Source organism: Chromobacterium fluminis, assembly GCF_011602385.1.
In the GTDB taxonomy this organism is placed as follows: Bacteria; Pseudomonadota; Gammaproteobacteria; order Burkholderiales; family Chromobacteriaceae; genus Chromobacterium; species Chromobacterium fluminis.
This window is the reverse complement of sequence record NZ_JAAOMA010000134.1, coordinates 1-362: the sequence shown is the minus strand read 5'-3', so window position 1 is coordinate 362 and position 362 is coordinate 1. Positions and strand designations below refer to the sequence as shown.

1 pseudogene is annotated in these 362 nt (G+C 67.7%); it reads left to right on the top strand.

Going from position 1 to position 362, the window contains the following annotated elements:
- Positions 1-362: pseudogene (locus HA052_RS28410) on the top strand (hypothetical protein); the annotation flags it as partial.

The window sequence follows — 362 nt, the reverse complement described above, 5'->3', positions numbered from 1 at the left end:
CGACTCCTGGCTGTTTGCGACGCGGGCGCAGTTTGAAGAACTGGCGCTGGACGCCTCGGGCCCCAGCGACTGGAAGCCGGCCCTGGTGACCGATGCGGCCGACCAAGTCACCCACCAAAGCTACGACACCGCCGGCCGCCTGATTCAGGAAACGCGCGGCGAGGGCAAGCTGCAGGCCTCCACCACCTACCAGTTGGACGCCAAAGGCAATCGCCTTGCCGAAACCGACGCCAATGGCCACACCACCCGCCGCGACTACGACGCGCTGGGCCGCAAGGTGCGCGAAACCGACGCGCTGGGCGGCGTCACCGTCACCGAATACGACGCGGCCGGCAACGCGGTCAAGATCACAGATCCACGCG